Origin of the sequence: Pedobacter suwonensis (assembly GCF_900111825.1) — a bacterium.
Lineage (GTDB): Bacteria > Bacteroidota > Bacteroidia > Sphingobacteriales > Sphingobacteriaceae > Pedobacter > Pedobacter suwonensis.
Map to the genome: position 1 here is coordinate 40046 of NZ_FOJM01000020.1, position 15473 is coordinate 55518.

At 37.6% G+C, this 15473-nt stretch carries 18 protein-coding genes; 8 read left to right on the forward strand and 10 right to left on the reverse strand.

Annotated elements, in window-relative coordinates:
* Position 1: 1 nt before the first annotated feature.
* The 4 genes from BM107_RS21815 to BM107_RS21830 all read right to left on the reverse strand — a co-directional run bounded on the left by BM107_RS21815 (position 2) and on the right by BM107_RS21830 (position 3717).
* Complete coding sequence (locus tag BM107_RS21815) at positions 2–1909, reverse strand: AAA domain-containing protein (protein ID WP_090987300.1); 1908 nt, start codon at positions 1907–1909, stop codon at positions 2–4.
* Between the two features lie 100 nt (positions 1910–2009).
* Complete coding sequence (locus BM107_RS21820) at positions 2010–2393, reverse strand: DUF3037 domain-containing protein (protein ID WP_090987302.1); 384 nt, start codon at positions 2391–2393, stop codon at positions 2010–2012.
* Positions 2371–3162, reverse strand: coding sequence for a HipA family kinase (locus tag BM107_RS21825; RefSeq protein WP_090987304.1), 792 nt, complete (start codon positions 3160–3162; stop codon positions 2371–2373). Before BM107_RS21825 ends, BM107_RS21820 begins: the two co-directional genes overlap by 23 nt.
* Positions 3163–3528: 366 nt before the next feature.
* Positions 3529–3717: a hypothetical protein gene (locus BM107_RS21830; RefSeq protein WP_090987306.1), complete on the reverse strand. Its 189-nt coding sequence runs from the start codon at positions 3715–3717 to the stop codon at positions 3529–3531.
* A 112-nt stretch (positions 3718–3829) separates the two neighbouring features.
* On the opposite strand from BM107_RS21830, the gene BM107_RS21835 reads away from it, so the two are divergent.
* From BM107_RS21835 to BM107_RS21845, 3 genes are read left to right on the forward strand one after another with little or no spacing between them, the layout of a single operon-like run.
* Positions 3830–4210 (forward strand): hypothetical protein, encoded by a 381-nt coding sequence (locus tag BM107_RS21835; RefSeq protein ID WP_090987308.1) that lies wholly within the window; start codon positions 3830–3832, stop codon positions 4208–4210.
* Positions 4211–4254: 44 nt separating this feature from the next.
* Complete coding sequence (locus tag BM107_RS21840; protein ID WP_090987310.1) at positions 4255–4458, forward strand: KTSC domain-containing protein; 204 nt, start codon at positions 4255–4257, stop codon at positions 4456–4458.
* Between the two features lies 1 nt (position 4459).
* On the forward strand, positions 4460–5197 hold the full coding sequence (locus BM107_RS21845; protein ID WP_090987313.1) for a DNA-formamidopyrimidine glycosylase family protein: 738 nt from the start codon (positions 4460–4462) through the stop codon (positions 5195–5197).
* 202 nt (positions 5198–5399) lie between these two features.
* Here BM107_RS21845 and idi read toward each other — a convergent pair whose 3' ends face one another.
* Genes idi through BM107_RS21860 form a run of 3 tightly spaced genes read right to left on the reverse strand, consistent with a single transcriptional unit; the run spans position 5400 to position 7669 of the window.
* Complete coding sequence (gene idi / locus BM107_RS21850) at positions 5400–5942, reverse strand: isopentenyl-diphosphate Delta-isomerase (protein WP_090987315.1); 543 nt, start codon at positions 5940–5942, stop codon at positions 5400–5402.
* On the reverse strand, positions 5943–6779 hold the full coding sequence (locus BM107_RS21855; protein ID WP_090987317.1) for a phytoene/squalene synthase family protein: 837 nt from the start codon (positions 6777–6779) through the stop codon (positions 5943–5945).
* Positions 6776–7669, reverse strand: coding sequence for a MerR family transcriptional regulator (locus BM107_RS21860; protein WP_090987318.1), 894 nt, complete (start codon positions 7667–7669; stop codon positions 6776–6778). Before BM107_RS21860 ends, BM107_RS21855 begins: the two co-directional genes overlap by 4 nt.
* A 423-nt stretch (positions 7670–8092) precedes the next feature.
* Here BM107_RS21860 and BM107_RS21865 point away from each other — a divergent pair, with 423 nt between their 5' ends.
* The 5 genes from BM107_RS21865 (at position 8093) to BM107_RS21890 (ending at position 12491) form a co-directional block, all read left to right on the forward strand.
* The gene (locus BM107_RS21865) at positions 8093–8851 is read left to right on the forward strand and encodes a LytR/AlgR family response regulator transcription factor (RefSeq protein WP_090987320.1); all 759 of its coding nucleotides are present in this window, start codon (positions 8093–8095) and stop codon (positions 8849–8851) included.
* A 124-nt stretch (positions 8852–8975) separates the two neighbouring features.
* On the forward strand, positions 8976–9329 hold the full coding sequence (locus BM107_RS21870) for a response regulator (RefSeq protein WP_244278888.1): 354 nt from the start codon (positions 8976–8978) through the stop codon (positions 9327–9329).
* A gap of 12 nt (positions 9330–9341) precedes the next feature.
* On the forward strand, positions 9342–9971 hold the full coding sequence (locus BM107_RS21875; RefSeq protein WP_134203517.1) for an outer membrane beta-barrel protein: 630 nt from the start codon (positions 9342–9344) through the stop codon (positions 9969–9971).
* A gap of 125 nt (positions 9972–10096) precedes the next feature.
* A complete protein-coding gene (locus BM107_RS21880; protein WP_090987326.1) occupies positions 10097–11470 on the forward strand; it encodes an exonuclease domain-containing protein in 1374 nt (457 codons plus the stop codon).
* Positions 11471–12074: 604 nt separating this feature from the next.
* A complete protein-coding gene (locus BM107_RS21890; protein WP_090987329.1) occupies positions 12075–12491 on the forward strand; it encodes a VOC family protein in 417 nt (138 codons plus the stop codon).
* 162 nt (positions 12492–12653) lie between these two features.
* Here BM107_RS21890 and bioA read toward each other — a convergent pair whose 3' ends face one another.
* The 3 genes from bioA to BM107_RS21905 are packed head-to-tail and all read right to left on the reverse strand — an operon-like array spanning position 12654 to position 15381.
* On the reverse strand, positions 12654–13955 hold the full coding sequence (gene bioA / locus BM107_RS21895; protein WP_090987331.1) for an adenosylmethionine--8-amino-7-oxononanoate transaminase: 1302 nt from the start codon (positions 13953–13955) through the stop codon (positions 12654–12656).
* A gap of 6 nt (positions 13956–13961) precedes the next feature.
* A complete protein-coding gene (locus BM107_RS21900) occupies positions 13962–14408 on the reverse strand; it encodes an NUDIX domain-containing protein (protein ID WP_090987333.1) in 447 nt (148 codons plus the stop codon).
* Complete coding sequence (locus BM107_RS21905) at positions 14395–15381, reverse strand: cation diffusion facilitator family transporter (protein WP_090987335.1); 987 nt, start codon at positions 15379–15381, stop codon at positions 14395–14397. Before BM107_RS21905 ends, BM107_RS21900 begins: the two co-directional genes overlap by 14 nt.
* Between the last annotated feature and the right edge of the window lie 92 nt (positions 15382–15473).

The window sequence follows — 15473 nt, forward strand, 5'->3', positions numbered from 1 at the left end:
CTTATAAGTCCATAAACTGCCACGCACTATGATAAGCATCCAGTTGTTCTGCGTAGCGGATAAAATCAGCATAAAAAGCAGATTTCGATAAGGTAGCGCTATCGCCAATTACAACCAGTTTTTTCTTCGCCCTGGTCATGGCCACATTCATTCTACGTGTATCCGATAAGAAGCCGATGTTTCCATCGCTGTTACTTCTGGTCAGGCTGATATAAACTACGTCCCGCTCCTGTCCCTGAAAACTGTCAATGGTATTTACCGCAATTTTGTCGCGATAGGGAATCAATGCTTCACTTTCTTCAATCAGGGTGTTCAATAGCTGAACCTGTTGTTTATAAGGTGATATAATGGCAATAGAAGGAAAGCTCTCATTTTTGCTACCTAAATCAGCAACAAGGTGTATGAGATGTTTAACCAAAAACCCAGCTTCATCAGGATTGGTCGTGCTGGTTCCGTCTGATTTTTCATCGTAGCTACAACCTGCCGTATCAATAAACTGGATCGGTTCATCGCCCGAAAATAATAAGCGGTCTGCAACAGACTGATGAGCCTTTAGCGCATCTTTGTAAAACACCTGAGATGAATAACCCATTATAGCAGTATTCATTCTGTATTGTGTATTCAATAATACAACTGCTTCTGGATGAAGATTTACTACCTTTTCCAATAAAGTATTGCTTAAGCCGTTTCTGGCAGCTTCATTTGATTTAATCGTTGGCGAAAGCTGAAAATGATCTCCAGCCAAAATAATTTTTTGCGCCTTTAAAATCGGTATCCAGCAAGCCGGTTCCAAAGCCTGCCCGGCCTCATCAATTACGATGGTATTATACTTTAAATTCCGGACGGTATAATGGTTAGCACCTACTAAAGTAGCGGTAATAATCTGCGCTTTGTTAAACAGATTATCCATCATGTATTGCTCCGTTTTTTCTACTTCTCTTCCGATTTTATGTGCTTCATCAAACAAGGCTTTACGTTGATCGCGTTCTGCTTTACCAAAACTCCGCTTATATTTGTGCGCCATATTTTTGTACTCACTCGCCTGTTTTTTTAAGGCTTTAATGGTTTTCATCTCCGGATGATCGGCCATCTGATGATCAAGCGTAGCTGCTACTAACTTCTCTGAAACCCTTGCAGGATTTCCTACCCGGATTACTTTTAGTCCTTCGGCAGCCAACTTCTCTGTAAGTAAATCAACAGCGGTATTACTTGGTGCTACCACGAGCATTTTTTGATCGTGATGCTTCACCAATGATTTTATAGCATGCACCAGCGTAGTTGTTTTTCCAGTACCTGGCGGGCCATGAACTATAGCCAGATGATCAGCTGCAATGATTTTATTCACGGCCAATTGCTGTGAATCGTTTAGCGTATTGGGAATAACAAACTTCTCTTCTCCCCGAAAGGACGGTTTATCTCCTGCTGTTAAAATACGGATCAGTTTATTGTCTGCATCATTTTCGGCTAAGTTTGAAGCTTGCTTAAGTGCACGCTGCATTTCATCATAGCTGTTGTTATCAAAAAGCAGATCCACACCCAATTTGCCATCTCTCGTCCAATCGGGCAGTTCATCAACACGGAAGCTGATTTTCATCCTGCTGCTACTTTGATGATTAATAATCCCTTCCAGCCGATTTTCTTTGGCATCATGATTCGAAAATAATACCACAGCAGCGCCAAAACGGAACTGATGAGAAAAATCCTGATGGGTAGTTCTTTCCAGCTCAACTGTTAAATAATCACCACGGCCAACTTCCGTATTTCTGATGGCAATCGGGTACCAGGTTAAGCCTAAAGCCCTTCTGTCGGCAGGCGAAGTGTTTTCAGTAAGTTTTAAATACGATTGTAAATCTTCTTTACGTTCGGTATCAAGCAGATCCTGAAGATTTTTAAAATATTCTTTCGGCAAGGAGAAAGTAGGTTAAATGGTTAATTGTTGTATTATGCGATTGCTAAAATAATGGATTGTTTAAATTTAACGCTATGTGCCAGGCGCCACGAGCATAACGCTATAAAACCAGCTCCTGGTGTAACCTTAACAACGTCTCTTCGGGATCATCGCAAAAACCAGGGTGCACTTTTGAGCACTGCACTACTGTACTTCTGGTTGCAGTAAGCCATCTAAAACGGGAAGCCTGATCATATTGACCAATTGGACCAGAACCCTCCGCAGCCAAACTTATTCTTTCGAATGCACACAAGTTTAAGCTAAGTTCGTTTAAATCTGTTTCTGCAGAAAAAGCCCTTATTTTTTTCTCATCCAAAGAAAAAATACTTTTCAGAAACTTTTGCCTGGCACAAAACAAAATAATACCCACATTAATAAATTCCTCACGTTCTACCCTTGGCATTACGCGAATCACAGCATACTCAAATAAAAATTTCTCTTGCATGCTGTGCTTCTTTTAAAAATATATCAGAATGTGCCAATCTGTTTGTAAGAAAATTTTTATAGGCCTCGCGATGGGCTATTTTGCTGTCAAAGCTGGTTTCACCTTCCAGCCAGTCATCAGGGATCAGGTTAATCACTGATGCTATCTTTTCGGGATTAAGTAATTCGCTGAATTCTTTATTTACACTTTCCAATTCAGAGGCCCATGGCAACAATACATGATCTTTTACCAAAAAGAAAGGCTTAATTGCCTGTTCTTCCCAATTTTGCCATGAATGATGAAAATATAACGCAGCACCATGGTCTATTAACCACAGTTCTTTGTGCCAAAGTAACATATTGGTATTTCGGCAGGTGCGGTCCATATTGGTTAAAAAACAATCGAGCCACACAATTTGCGAGGCAAGTTTGGCATCTACCCTAGTTACGGTTGGATCGAATGTTATCGCTCCCGATAAATAATGCAGCGCCAGATTTAACCCTACACTGGCCTTAAGCAGATCCTGAATTTCCTCGTCGGGCTCAGTTCTCCCAAAAGCTTCGTCTAAATTGGCAAAAACCAACTCAGGTACGCGCAATCCTAAATAGCGGGCAATTTCGCCACCAATCAATTCGGCAATTAAAGCCCGCGGGCCCTGTCCTGCCCCTCTAAATTTCAGTACATATAAAAAATGATCATCAGCCTCTGCAATGGCAGGCAGGGACCCACCTTCTCGCAATGGTGTAACGTATCTGGTTACATTTACCGTTCTAAGTTGTAAATCGTTCATATCTTCAGCTAGAAAAGCCGTTATGATTTATTGCGGCACAATCTAAACTTACCGCAAAACTACTAGAATTTCAACAATTAATCGTTTAAAGTTTAAGAGGCAAGATCTTGGTAGCAACCCTGCAGATCAATTGTTAAAATAAAAAAATTTTGTTGAATGGCAATGCTATTGATCAACGTTGAGGACATTGGGCAATAGTAGCAATTACAATCAGAATGTTATTAAAATGAGATTAAACGGATTCCAGACGATTTTAATTATATAATAACAAAAGACTTTATCTCTTTTATATGGTCAGGAATTTAGCTTAAAACGACTTCGGCTATAATCAGACTGGCAAACGATTTTCGGTATTAAATAAGCGCATCAATCATGCCCTAAATAGGCTATGCCTGCAGGCGTTATAGCAGATGACCATTGTACCGATTCGCGATTAATCTTAATTAGCCCCATACTTTCCAATTCTTCATATTCTTCTTCCATCCCGCCCAAAACCGAAGAACTAACCTGTTGATTGATTACCTCAAGTAGAGATATGATTTCTGATCTTTCCATAACATTGTCAATTAGTTATTTTTTAATTAACATACAGGCAATTAAAATGTTTACTGCTTAATTAAACATTTTCGAGGGATTAAGGTTGTATCTATATCTTGATTTAATTACTATGGAAACACACCTGTATTATCTTTTTTTTATGGCTTTGCCCGTAGCCTGCATCGCCTGGACAGTTACAAAGGAAGAGATTTTCAGAGAAGCCCGTGAATTTTGTGTAGACCGTTCTAAAAACTGCAATAAACTGTTAAAAAGGAAGTTTTTTTATGTATTTACCTGTGAATACTGTTTTAGCCACTATGTAACTTTGATCTTGCTTTTCATTACCAGGTTTACCTTAATTTATCCAGACTGGCGTGGTTATATCATCGCGTTTTTCTCCATCGTATGGATAGCAAATGTTTACATGAGCTTGTATAACATTATCCGCATTGATCTGAAGAAAGAAAAAATAAAAGTTCAGAAAGAGGAATCAACGCTAAAAAATGACTGAAACCAATTCTAATTACTGATGTTTTGAAATCATAACCTATTGTTATGCCATCATCAGTAATTAAGTATTTCAGTTATGATGAAGTTACAAAAACCTTAAAAATCATTTTTGTGACCGACATGGTTTATCTATACAAAAATGTTCCTGAAAATATCTACAAGATGTTAAAGGCGTCAGGATCAAAAGGGCGATATTTTAATAGCAATATTAAAGATAAATTTAAATTTCAAAAAATAGAAGAAACATAATATGCCCGAAGGTCCATCAATCGTAATTTTAAAAGATTTAATACAAGAGTTACATTTAGGCAAGCCCGAGGTGCTGGAAGTAACGGGTAATGTAAACAATTTTGATAAGGATAAATTATTCCATCAAAAGGTTGAGGATTTTAAAAGCTGGGGAAAACACTTTTTGATCTGTTTCAAGGATTTTACCATCCGGATCCATTTCATGCTTTTTGGCAGCTATCTTATTAATGCCCGAAAAAAAACACCTTTAAAACTCGGCATTGTTTTTAAAAAAGATGAATTAAACTTTTATACCTGCAAAGTTGACCTTTTGGAAGGAAACGTCAAAGAACATTACTCCTGGGAAAACGACGTAATGGCTGATGAATGGAATAGCAAGGCAGCAATTAAAAAACTGAAAGACAAACCTCAGGCAATGGTTTGCGACGTATTGCTCGACCAGCAAATTTTCAGCGGATTGGGCAACATTATCAAAAATGAAGTTTTATACCGTACCCGCATACATCCACTAAATAAAGTTGAAGACTTGTCGCCTGTAAAATTAAAGGCATTGGTTACCGAGGCCAGGAATTATAGTTTTGATTTTTTAAAATGGAAAAAGGAAAATACGTTAAGTAAACATTGGGAGGTATATAACCAGAAAGTTTGTCCTCTTAAACATAAAATCGATAAAAAAGAATTGGGCAAAACACACCGCCAGACTTACTTTTGCAAAAAATGTCAAAAAATTTATAGTTAATACAAAAAACTATAAATATTCTGTTTTTACGCAACAATTAAAATACTAAATATCAGCGAATTAAATTCAGCTGGCGCCCACTCATAACAATAATTATAATCTTAAAGTAAAAGAAATGTTTTATTTAAAATAATTTTTGGAGTTTTCCAAACTAGCCTTATATTTGTCCTCGAGAGCGTTAATTTAGATACGGGTATATGGCTTAGGCTGTATGCCCGTTTTTTATTTGTGCCGTTGATGCATGTGCGATTACGTCGTTCAAACAGATCCTCAGCCAGGGGGTGTAAGCGTCGGGATTAAGCGCGATATCCTGCGCTAAGGTATCCAGATCAACATATTTAAAGGCTTCTACTTCCTCACGATTGATCACCGGTAATTTGTCGCTCATACCAAAAAACACATGATCGATCTCATGTTCAGTTAAGCCGTTTTCGAATGTCGCTCTATAGGCAAATTTAAACAGGTAATTTAATTCGCAATCCATCCCCATTTCTTCCATTAACCTCCTTTTAGCGGCCTGCATATTACTTTCGCCAATTCTCGGATGGCTGCAACAGGTATTCGTCCACAAGCCCCTCGAATGATATTTACTCATCGCTCTTTGTTGCAGTAACAACTCAAGTTTGGAATTAAAAATGAAAACGGAAAAGGCACGGTGCAACAAACCTTTTTCGTGGGCTTCCATTTTATCCATCTGCCCTTTCGGCACATCCTCCTCATCTACGAGAATAACTTGTTCTTCCATTTAAATTACATTTAGCTTATTGCGGATCAGCGAATCAAACATCAACCCAACCTTACGGGTATTCGAAATCCTGATCCGTTCGGTCATAATCTTCTCTGCACTTAAGCGCTTTATCTTCGCGAATAACTTTTTATAGTAGATATAAGATAAATAGACGCCGTTTCTGGAAGAGGCAGGCAGCAGTTTGATACCAGTTAGCGCAATAGCAAATTCCTTTTCAATATCTTCTTCAATTTCCTGTTTTTGTTGATCGCAGAATACAGCCAAGTTCACATTGGGAAAATAATTTCGGCTAAGTGTTTGATGATCAGCCTTAACATCCCTCAAAAAATTAACTTTTTGAAATGCAGAACCCAGCTTCATAGCATACGGTTTAAGATATTCGTAATCGACATCACTTCCATGCGTAAAAACTTTTAAGCACATCAACCCAACTACCTCTGCTGAACCTAAAATGTAATCGTTGTAAAGTTCGGGCGTATATTTTTGTGTGGACAGGTCCATCTCCATACTTCTGAGAAAAAGGATAATCAGCTCTTCATCTATCTGATACTGATTGACAACCTTTTGAAATGAATTCAGGATAGGATTTAAGCTTATGCCGAGGTTAATGGCTTCAAAAGTATCCTCCTTAAATTTTTCCAGTAAAAATTTCTTGTCATATTGATGAAAGCTGTCTACAATTTCATCTGCCAAACGTACGAAGCCGTAGATAGCATGTATGGGTTGGCGAATTTCTTTGCCGAGAAAATAAATACCATAAGAAAAGCTTGTGCTGTATAACTTAGTGGTAAGCCGGCTGCAATTGCCAGATAATTGATCGAAGATTTCTTTCATGTATGTGAGGGTAATTCTATTGTTTTTTCAAATTCATCAAGCGTTTTAATCCAATTGATGTGATCGATATGTTCAAGCTTACCAATCACCTCACTATTCCCGGCGAGATGGATTTTTGTGTCCGAGCAAATTTCAGACAGTTGATCGATGTATTGTTGTGCCGCAGGCGCTAACCTCGATTTGATCATAAAAAGCATAACATGACCTACATTTAACGTAGAAAATATGCGCTCAATCGAATCCAGCGGAACTCTGCTACCTAAAAAAATTACGTGATGATGTTGCATCCTCAGCATGTAGCTGGCAAAAAGCAGTCCGATATCATGGTCCTCATCTTCAGGTAAAAAAAGCAGCCAGCTTTGCCCGGAATTTTCCGTTAAAGGAAGATTGTTAATATGGGTAAATATTTTTTGGCGGATAATATTGGATAAAAAGTGTTCATGTGCCGGGCAGATATCATCTTTTCGCCACATCAACCCTAAGCGTAACAATAAAGGATAGATTATTTTCCGGTAGCAGTTAGAAAGTCCAAATTGATTAATGCTTTGGTCCATTAGCTCATTAAAAACGTGTTCATCAAAAGCCAGTCCATATTTAATCAATTGTGCAACATAATAATCGTCTTGTTTATCGCCAAGAGAATAATTGAACTGTTCATCAAGCAGTTTATCCATTTCGCTATCCGAAAGGCTGCATATTTTTGAAATTTTTAAACCACTTTTATTTAAACTTACAATATTTAACAGTTTCCGAAGCTGCTGATCATCGTATAAACGCGTGTTGCCTTGAGATCTCAACGGACTCAGTGCATGGTAACGTTGCTCCCAGATCCTGATGGTATGAGACTGGATGCCGGACAGCTGTTCAAGATCTGCTATAGAGTAGGTCATTTTTGTTTAAATATATACAATAAAAACTTAAACAAAAAGCAGGTAAAAAAGTTTTTGATTAAATGTACAGTAAATCAGCCTTAAACTTAAGGTCCCGCAGATGACCTATTTAAAAAATTACATTTGCAGCATCCTGAATTCTGGCATTTCATACATTAATAAGTAAGCTTAATATCTGTTGTATACCTGGCGGTACCATTTGTAACCTGAAGAAATAATAGTGATAAGATCGAATTAAAAAGTTGATGAAATTCAAAAGTAAAACTGAATGCTAGATAATGGCAAGTCATGAGTCCCTATAATAGGTATATACGATTTAAAAGAATATCAACTTTTCAAATACATAAAAAAATACTTCCGCAACGTGTTTTTCTTTTGTTTTATTTAATGAAATTGTAATTTGCACCAACTAACCTATAAAAAATGTCGATAAGTTGCATTGCGATTGATGATGACCCTCATTCCTTGGAGAGCTTGGTGACATATATGGAAAAACTTCCTGACTTAAAGCTCATCAAAACTTTTACCGAACCGCTTCAAGCCCTTTCAGAAATAACGGCGTCCAACCAGGTCGACATTATTTTTATGGACGTTGAAATGCCTTCGCTTTCCGGAATCGAACTGGCCGGCTTATTAAGGCAAAAAACAAATTATCTGGTTTTTACCACAGCACATACCAGGTATGCACTCGATGCCTTTAAGGTACAGGCAGATGCTTATTTGCTTAAGCCCTACTCTATTATACATCTGGCAAAAACGATAAACAACCTTTATCCCACCGGGACAAGAACCAGACATCCTTTTTCTATTTTAGATGAACATTTTTTCTATATACCCCTAAAGGGAGAAAATGGCGACCTGGTAAGGATAGATTTGAATGAGCTGATTGCTATAGAAGAAATAGGTGAAGACATTCAATTTAAAACCACAAAAAATACTTTCCTGAGTTCGAAATATAACTTCACGAAAACGCTTAAGATGCTAAAGGAGAATCCAGCTTTTATTCAGATCACCCCAACGGTAGTGATTGCAAAGCAATACATTAAAAGTGTTCTTGACGACAAAATACTCCTTTCGGGTGAGACATCTTTCACTGTTTCACAAACTTATATAGAACTTTTTTCAAAATTTATCGAACAGAATTCTTTACAGAAAGATGCTCATCCAAACACCCTGATGTAGCATTTAACCGTCTGATATCAACACCTGCAACACATTTTGATGCAGGATTGAAACATTACGTTCAAAACTTTGTATTAGGATAAACTATTTTATTATTTAATTGATTTTATCTGTTTTGAAAAGAGTGTTGGTTGTGGATGATGATCCAGATGTATTAGAAGTTTTCCAGGAGGTATTAGAGACTGAACATTATAAGGTTTACCCATTACTTTCTCCAAGATATATTTTTAAAACCATTAAAGATTTCAGACCCGATCTGATTATTCTGGACATCATGTTGAATGGAATGGATGGCCGGGCTGTGTTTAAAGAATTAAGGTTAAACCCTGAAACAGCTGGCATACCTATTATTATGGCATCGGCCAGGTATGATGAAAATTATATTGCATCACAAAAATACCATCCCGATGATTATTTGGAAAAACCCTTCAACATCACAGATTTACTTCGAAAAGTAGGTGCATTAATGGAAAATTAAAAAAATTAAAGTATGAGCTTAAAACTACTTCCAACCTTTCTACTACTATTGATCATGGCTTCACCCAGGATCATGGCACAAAGCAGGCCAGATAAACTTTATTCCATGAGCGGGATCGGATTTGCATTCCCTGTGGGCGAGACCTCAGATTATTTTAAACCAAAATTCTCAACTTCGTTAGGCCTGAATTTAGGTTTGGGTAATGATGGTTTGTTCCTTTATCCAAAAGTAAGCTTACATGCTTTCACTTTTAATCAGATTACGCCAGATGAAGGTTACAATTATACCTTACAGAAAGGAAGAGCAACTACCTATCTGTTAAACGTAGCCTTGGGTTACCGTAAAATCGTTAACAAGTGGGCATTTTATGGTTTTGCCGGTGCAGGTGGCGGGTTTATCCTGACTCCTCAGGCGACAGTTAATTCATCAAGCTTACAGGTTATACAAAATAATAAATCTAATGGTTTAGGGATTGCTGAAGGTGGTGCCGGTATAGAATACAATATTGGAGGTGCCAACTTGTTTGTTGAAGCCGGTTACATGTATGGTTTTAGTAAAATACAGGACAGGACCTTTAATACTGTACCCATCTCTGTGGGTATTAAACCTAACTTAAGCAAATTGCTTAATAAACTTAAATAATAGTAATATACAAATTTCAGAGCGGTTACGCTAAATAGGTAACCGCTTTTTTTGTGTTAAAGAAATAATCAAAATATTTCTTATACTAATTATTTTAGTATAAATTTGTAATTCAAATTATTTTAATGTTATACGCAGTAGTAGATATTGAAACCACTGGTGGTCATGCCTCGGCAAATGGCATTACCGAAGTTGCCATTAACATTCATGATGGTAACGAAATCGTTGAATCTTATACTACGCTGATTAATCCCAGGCAGCCAATACCTGCGCACATTACGGCACTTACCGGAATTGATGATGACATGTTGATGGATGCCCCGACATTTGACGAAGTTGCACTACAGATTTATCAACTCTTAAGTAATAAGGTTTTTGTGGCGCACAATGTTAATTTCGACTATTCCTTTTTAAAGCATCATCTGGCAGCTTCAGGATATGGTTTACAATGCAAAAAGCTGTGTACCGTAAGATTGAGCAGAAAATTAATTCCGGGTAAATCGTCTTATAGCCTTGGAAAGCTTTGTACAGCCTTACAGATCCCCATTCAAAACCGGCATCGCGCTGCAGGAGATGCGGACGCAACCAGTATCCTGTTCAATTTGTTGCTGGAGTACGACCGGGAGGGCGTCATCGCAGAAATGCTTAAAAAAACATCGAAAGAGCAGGTTTTACCTCCTCATTTAGATAAAGCGTCTATCCTGAAACTGCCCCAACAGCCTGGCGTTTATTATTTCAAGGATAATAAAGGCAAAATTATTTATGTCGGAAAGGCAAAAAATCTTAAGAAACGGGTAACCAGTCACTTTACCGGTAATACACCCAATCGGCAGCGTCAGGAATTTCTACGTAACATCCATCATGTAGATTATGTAACGTGTGGAACCGAACTGATGGCCCTGATTTTAGAAGCCAATGAAATTAAACGTCTCTGGCCTGAAAACAACCGGGCAATGAAACGTTATGAACATAAATATGACTTATACGTTTTCGAAGACCAAAACGGCTATTTGCGCTTAGCAATAGATAAACACAAAAAGAACAATAATGCCCTGCAAAGTTTTAACAGTTTACTGGAAGGTTATAACTTTTTAAATCATTTGATTGATAAATACCAGCTTTGTGCCAAGCTCTGCTATCTGCAGAAAACAGCAACCAAATGTTATGCGCATGAGAATGGACAATGTTTTGGTGCATGCAGTGGAATAGAAACGGTAAGTGTTTACAACAAAAAACTAAATGCGGCCTTGATGGATGTTCAAAACCAGCAACCCAGCTTTGCATTGGTAGATGACGGAAGAAAGGAAGATGAATTCAGTTGTTTGTTAGTAGAAAACGGGAAATTTTATGGCATGGGTTACTTTACGGATCAAAATTATTTATCAGATGGATTAGCGCCAATTAAAAATGATTTAGCAACCTATCAATCCAATAGTTACATTTTAAACTTAATTCTAAATTACGCAGAGCAAAACCCGCAGAAATTGTATAAATTGTAAAAACTTATTTCCAGTGCTACTCAAGGTTATTTCAATTTTACTATTATCACTAATATCATCGTGGTGTTTGGGTCAGAGTAACAATAGCCCAAATATTGATTTGAATCAGCAAAATATCGGGAAAAGTCTCTTTAAAAAATCAAAAGGAGGCGATTTAAAGTCGACTTATCTTGGAAAAATATCAGATACAAGTGGTAAGGTTAGATTTTATGTTGTTACAGAATTTATGAGATTTAGGGCTGATATTGTATACCACGGACAGAGCAAACTGATATTTTACAATTCAAGTAAAAAAGTTAACGCGCAATATTACTTTGATATGCCTGAAGAGCTTCCATTTAAATTAGAGTCGAACACACTCTATTTTCATGATAGTAACGAAAAATTGTCATTATTAACATTACAGATTGGCGAACAGTTGCCGAAGCACATTTTCAATAGCTATTAAATTTCGTCGTAAATCATTACTTATAATTTAATTACCATTGATGAATAAAAACAGGGAAACACTAATTGTCTCAAACAACCCTCTAAATTTTCGTTTTTAGCAAGCTAGTCCTATCTATCACTTACCTATCTTTACCTTAAACAAAATATAAACGTTATGACAAAATCACTATGGATCAACCTTCCGGTAAAGGACATCAATAAATCTAAGGCGTTTTTTACAGCTTTAGGCTTCAGCCTTAACCTGCAATATGGCGCCCGAGCGGATTCGGCCTGCCTTTTAGTAGGAGAAAGCAACTTCGCAATCATGCTTTTCGAAGAAAATCTGTATGAGAGTTTTATAGGTATGAACATTGCCGATAGACGTAATGGAGGCGAAGTGTTATTTTCTTTCGATGCAGAAAGTCCGGAAGAGGTAGATAGCCTTGCTCAAAAAGTGGTGGATGCCGGTGGCACACTCTACGGAGAACCTGGTTACAAAGATGGCTGGATGTACGGTTGTGGTTTTGTTGATTTGGATGGCCAAAGATGGAATATTCTTTACATGGACATGAGTAAGATGCCTTTGGGTTAGTTTTCTTTTCGTAGAAAACTGATAAGTGGTTATAGTGTCTGATCACTGGTCGTAGCGTCTCGCTACGACCTAAAATATTTACACTTCTGCTAAGGCCTTTTTTATATTTGAATAGATATAATCTGATCACTGGTCGTAGCTTCTCGCTACGACCTAGAATATTTACACGTCTTCTAAGGCTGTTTTTATAGTTGTATAGATATAATCAAGATCTTCATCACTAATGATATAAGGGGCAAGAATATAAATAATATTCCCTAAAGGCCTCAATATAATTCCTCTGTCTAAAAAGTACGTATACAATAGGTTACGAAGGTTACTTAAATAAGAAGTTTCATTTCCGGTTTCCCATTCAATGGCAATAATGGTTCCTGTTTGCCTAACCGCTTTAACTTTAGGATGCGCCTTTATATCTTGTAAGAACAGGGCGTGTTTGGTCTCTACCCTTTTAATGTTAGCCATTGTTTCATCTTGCAGCAGAATATCTAAACTTGCTAAAGAAGCAACACAAGCAATCGGGTTTGCAGTAAAAGAGTGTCCGTGGTAAAGCGTTTTTAATTTATCATCACTTAAAAAAGCTTCATATATTTCATTGATACAGGTTGTGATTCCCAACGGCATAGTTCCACCGGTTAAACCTTTACTTAAACAAACAATATCGGGTTTATTGCTTAGTTTATCACAGGCAAAGTAACTGCCCGTTCGGCCGAAACCAGTCATTACTTCGTCAGCAATGATCAAAATACCTGCTTGCTTACAGGCAGCAATTAGTTCATCAAGATATTTTGCTTCATACATCAGCATACCGCCAGAACCTAAAATCAAGGGTTCAAAAATGAAACATGCTGTATCGGTAAGATGTGAGATGTAAGCGGTTAGATATGAGATATTATCTTCACCAGGCAGATCGATGAAATCTACATCAAACAACAAACTATTAAAAGCATCTGTAAAAATACTGCGCCCACTTACAGACATGGCGCCAAAAGTGTCTCCGTGATAGGCATTTTTAAAAGCCAGAATCCGGGTTTTAGGCTTCCCCTTATTGTCCCAATACTGCAAACACATTTTCAAAGCTACCTCAACCGCTGTTGAACCGTTATCAGTATAAAAAACTTTTTCCTGTTTACCTGGTAATATGGGCAATAGCCTTTCCGCGAGCAATACGGCAGGTTCGTGCGTAAAGCCTGCAAAAATTACATGCTCAAGTACCGAAAGCTGTTCGGCTACCTTTTTTGCAATATGAGGGTGTGCATGGCCATGGATATTCACCCACCATGATGAAACCGCATCAATATACCTTTTGCCGTTTTCATCAAAAACATAAACGCCCTCTCCCCGCACAATCGGAATATGCGGCAAAGCGTTTTTCATTTGGGTATAAGGGTGCCAGATAACCTTTTTATCGCGCTCAGTTAAATTAAGTTCAGAGTTTGGAGTTTGGGGTTTGGAGATATCGGACATCAGAATTTATGATTTATATTGATTTTTTAGAAGCTGAGCTACAGTTTTATCTGTTTTAAAGGTGATGTCATCGAGATTTAAATCATCAATTTTTACCCATCTGAAAGCCTGAAGGATCTCCCCCTCTCCATCGAAATCGTAAATGGTTTGTTTAAATGCTAACTGCAGGGGTGCTTTTTCCTTAACCAGATAGTATACACTGATCACCTGGCTATCGTTAAACGATGATTTTTCGTAAAAATCTGTCGTGTAAAAATGTGATAATACCTCTATTTCGGCCTGGCACTCTTCCATAAATTCGCGCTTTAATCCATCAATCAAACCTTCACCCAATTCTAAACCGCCACCTGGGAATTTACTGAAACGGATTCCATATTCCTCTTCGTCACTTACTAAAACCTCATTATGGTGGTTAATCAAGATCCCGTAAACACGGACATTAAAGTAGCTCATTATCGAAATGTTTTTTGTTTTTGATTACGATTTCAGGTGTCCAAACAATTTCTTTTTTGAAAGCCTCCGCCCTCACCGGGCATTCGCTCATATGGCAGTAATGGCAACACTCAGGCAAACAAGGGTCGGCATGGATAAACAGTTCAGCTTTACGTACACCGTTAGAATTAATCAGTTCATCAATCTGAGAGATTTCCCGGTGAACCTGGTTTAAATCAAAATAATAAGGCAATGTTACGTGGCAATCGATATGGAATTCAGGTCCATATTGCTGTGTGCGCAGGTTGTGCACATCAATCCATGGATTATGCCTGTTTTTTTGCAGCACTTCCACTACTTCTTCAACCAGTTTAAAATCACTTTCATCCATTAAGCCTCCTACCGAACCTCGGGTAAGCGTATAACCCGAATAAATGATATAAAAGCCGACCAAAGCAGAAAGGAAGCTATCCAGCCAAATTATATTTGTCAGCTGAATTAAAATCAAGCCCAGTACAATCCCTACACTGGTATAAGTATCAGTTAATAAATGTCGCCCATCAGCCTGCAAAGTAATTGAATGCTGATCTTTACCTACATTGATCAGGTATAAGCCTACAATCATATTAATTACTCCAGTAATTCCAATTATCAACGTTCCGGTTAACAGTTCCCCCACTACATGAGGATAAATAAGATTGTATGATGATTTAAAAATAATTACTACTCCCGCAATCAGAATGAGGATTCCTTCAACAAAAGCAGAAAAAAATTCCACTTTTCCATGTCCGTAAGGATGGTTTTCGTCGCGCGGCCGCGTACTTAGGTAAATGCTATAAAAGGCGAAACTACCGGCAATTACATTTACAATACTCTCAGCAGCATCAGTTAAAATCGCATTTGAACCTGTGATAAAATACGCAAGAAACTTAGCCAACATTAGCACCACGCTCACAACAAGGGAAATTATTATTGCTTTCTTTTTTACCGACACACGAATATTTTTTTCAAAAATACGCTTATCGGATAAATTAAATGAGAAAAACTGCGTCTTTTTTAGTGCAGAATAATATTTGGTTTATATAT